This is a genomic window from Ideonella sp. B508-1 (genome assembly GCF_000333615.1).
Taxonomy (GTDB): Bacteria; Pseudomonadota; Gammaproteobacteria; order Burkholderiales; family Burkholderiaceae_C; genus Ideonella.
The window spans coordinates 1-1,605 of the sequence record NZ_BADL01000013.1 but is presented as its reverse complement, the minus strand read 5'-3'; the positions used below and the strand labels follow the sequence as shown (position 1 = coordinate 1,605).

Here is a 1,605-nt window from a genome sequence, read left to right as displayed (position 1 = left end):
AGCGCAGTACAGATCGGCACCGTCAACTCGATCAACTGGGCCCGGCTGCTGGCCCAGGTGGTGTATTACTTCGCCGGGTATTTTCAAGCGACCTCCGGTCGCGTCCAGGCCACGCCCGAACAGGTCAGCTTCTGCGTGCCCTCGGGCAACTTCGGCAACGTCTGCGCCGGCCATGTGGCCCGCCAGATGGGCCTGCCGGTGAAGCATCTGGTAGTGGCCACCAACGAGAACGACGTGCTCGACGAGTTCTTCCGCACCGGCACCTACCGGGTGCGTGGCAGCGCCGAGACGCACGAGACCTCCAGTCCGTCGATGGACATCTCCAAGGCGTCCAACTTCGAGCGCTTCGTCTACGACTTGGTGGGCCGCGACGGCGCCCGCACCAAGGCGCTGTTCGGCGAGGCCATCGCCCGTGACGGCGCCTTCACGGTCACCCCGGCCGAGTTCGCGGCCATCGGCGACTACGGCTTCCAGTCGGGCAAGAGCACACATGCCGACCGCCTGGCCACCATCCGCAGCACCTTTGAGCGCTTCGGCGATCTGATCGACACCCACACCGCCGATGGCGTGAAAGTGGCGGCCGAACGGGTGGAGGCCGGCGTGCCGATGATCGTGCTGGAGACCGCGCTGCCCGCCAAGTTCGCCGAGACCATCGTCGAGGCCACGGGCCGCCAGCCGGGCCGCCCGGCCAAGCTCGAAGGCATCGAGGCGCTGCCCAAGCGCTTCACGGTGGTGCCCGCCAGCGTGGACGTGATCAAGGCCTTCGTGGCCGAGCACTGCCAGGACTGAGCGCAGTCACGGCATGCGGGTGATCGGTGTCTGCGGCAACTCCGGGGCCGGCAAGACCACGTTCCTGGAGGGCGTGATCGCCGGCCTGCGTGCGGCCGGGCAGACCGTCTCGGTCATCAAGCACGCCCACCACCGCTTCGACATCGACCACCCCGGCAAGGACAGCTGGCGCCATCGTCAGGCCGGGGCCGGCGAGGTGCTGATCGCCAACAGCCACCGCCTGGCGCTGATGCGCGAGTACCCCGAGCCTCGCGAACTGGACGCGCATGCGCTGATCGCTGAGCTGAGCCCCTGCGACTGGGTGCTGGTCGAGGGCTTCAAGCACGGCGACCTGCCCAAGGTGGAGGTCTGGCGTGCCGCACCGGACGGCCCCGGCCGGGCGCCGCTGTATCCGCAGGACCCGCGGGTGGTGGCGGTGGCCACCGATGCGGCCGACCGGCTGCCCGAGCCGCCGGCCGTGCCGGTGCTGGACCTGAACGAACCCGCAGCCCTGGTGCAGCATCTGCTCGCCAGCGGCGAGCGCTACCTCTACCATCCGCCTCACCATGGCTGATCCCGCTGCCACTTCCCGTCCTCCGCTGCTGGCCCTTGAAGAGGTGCTCGGGCAGCTGGCCGATCTGGCAGCTTCGCACCCGCTGACGCTGACCGAGGAGGTGTCCACCTTCGACGGTCTGGGCCGGGTGCTGTCCCGGTGCGGCAGGCACAGGGTCTCGGGCGTCAGCCAGGCGGCCAGGCCCGCCTCCACGCCAGCCTCGTCCGCCGCCGTGCTCCAGGCTTCGCCGACAAAGGCGAAGGGCAGGCGGCCCTGGGCGTCGC

The 1,605-nt window shown here is 69.9% G+C and carries 1 protein-coding gene and 2 pseudogenes; all 3 read left to right on the top strand.

Features of this window, described 5'->3' with window-relative positions; translation table 11 throughout:
* Window positions 1–789: pseudogene (locus I73_RS00910) on the top strand (threonine synthase); the annotation flags it as partial.
* A 13-nt stretch (window positions 790–802) separates the two neighbouring features.
* On the top strand, window positions 803–1,342 hold the full coding sequence (gene mobB / locus I73_RS00905) for a molybdopterin-guanine dinucleotide biosynthesis protein B (RefSeq protein WP_022978896.1): 540 nt from the start codon (window positions 803–805) through the stop codon (window positions 1,340–1,342).
* Window positions 1,335–1,605, top strand: a pseudogene (locus I73_RS33610) (hypothetical protein); the annotation flags it as partial. The gene mobB and the pseudogene I73_RS33610, both read left to right, overlap by 8 nt.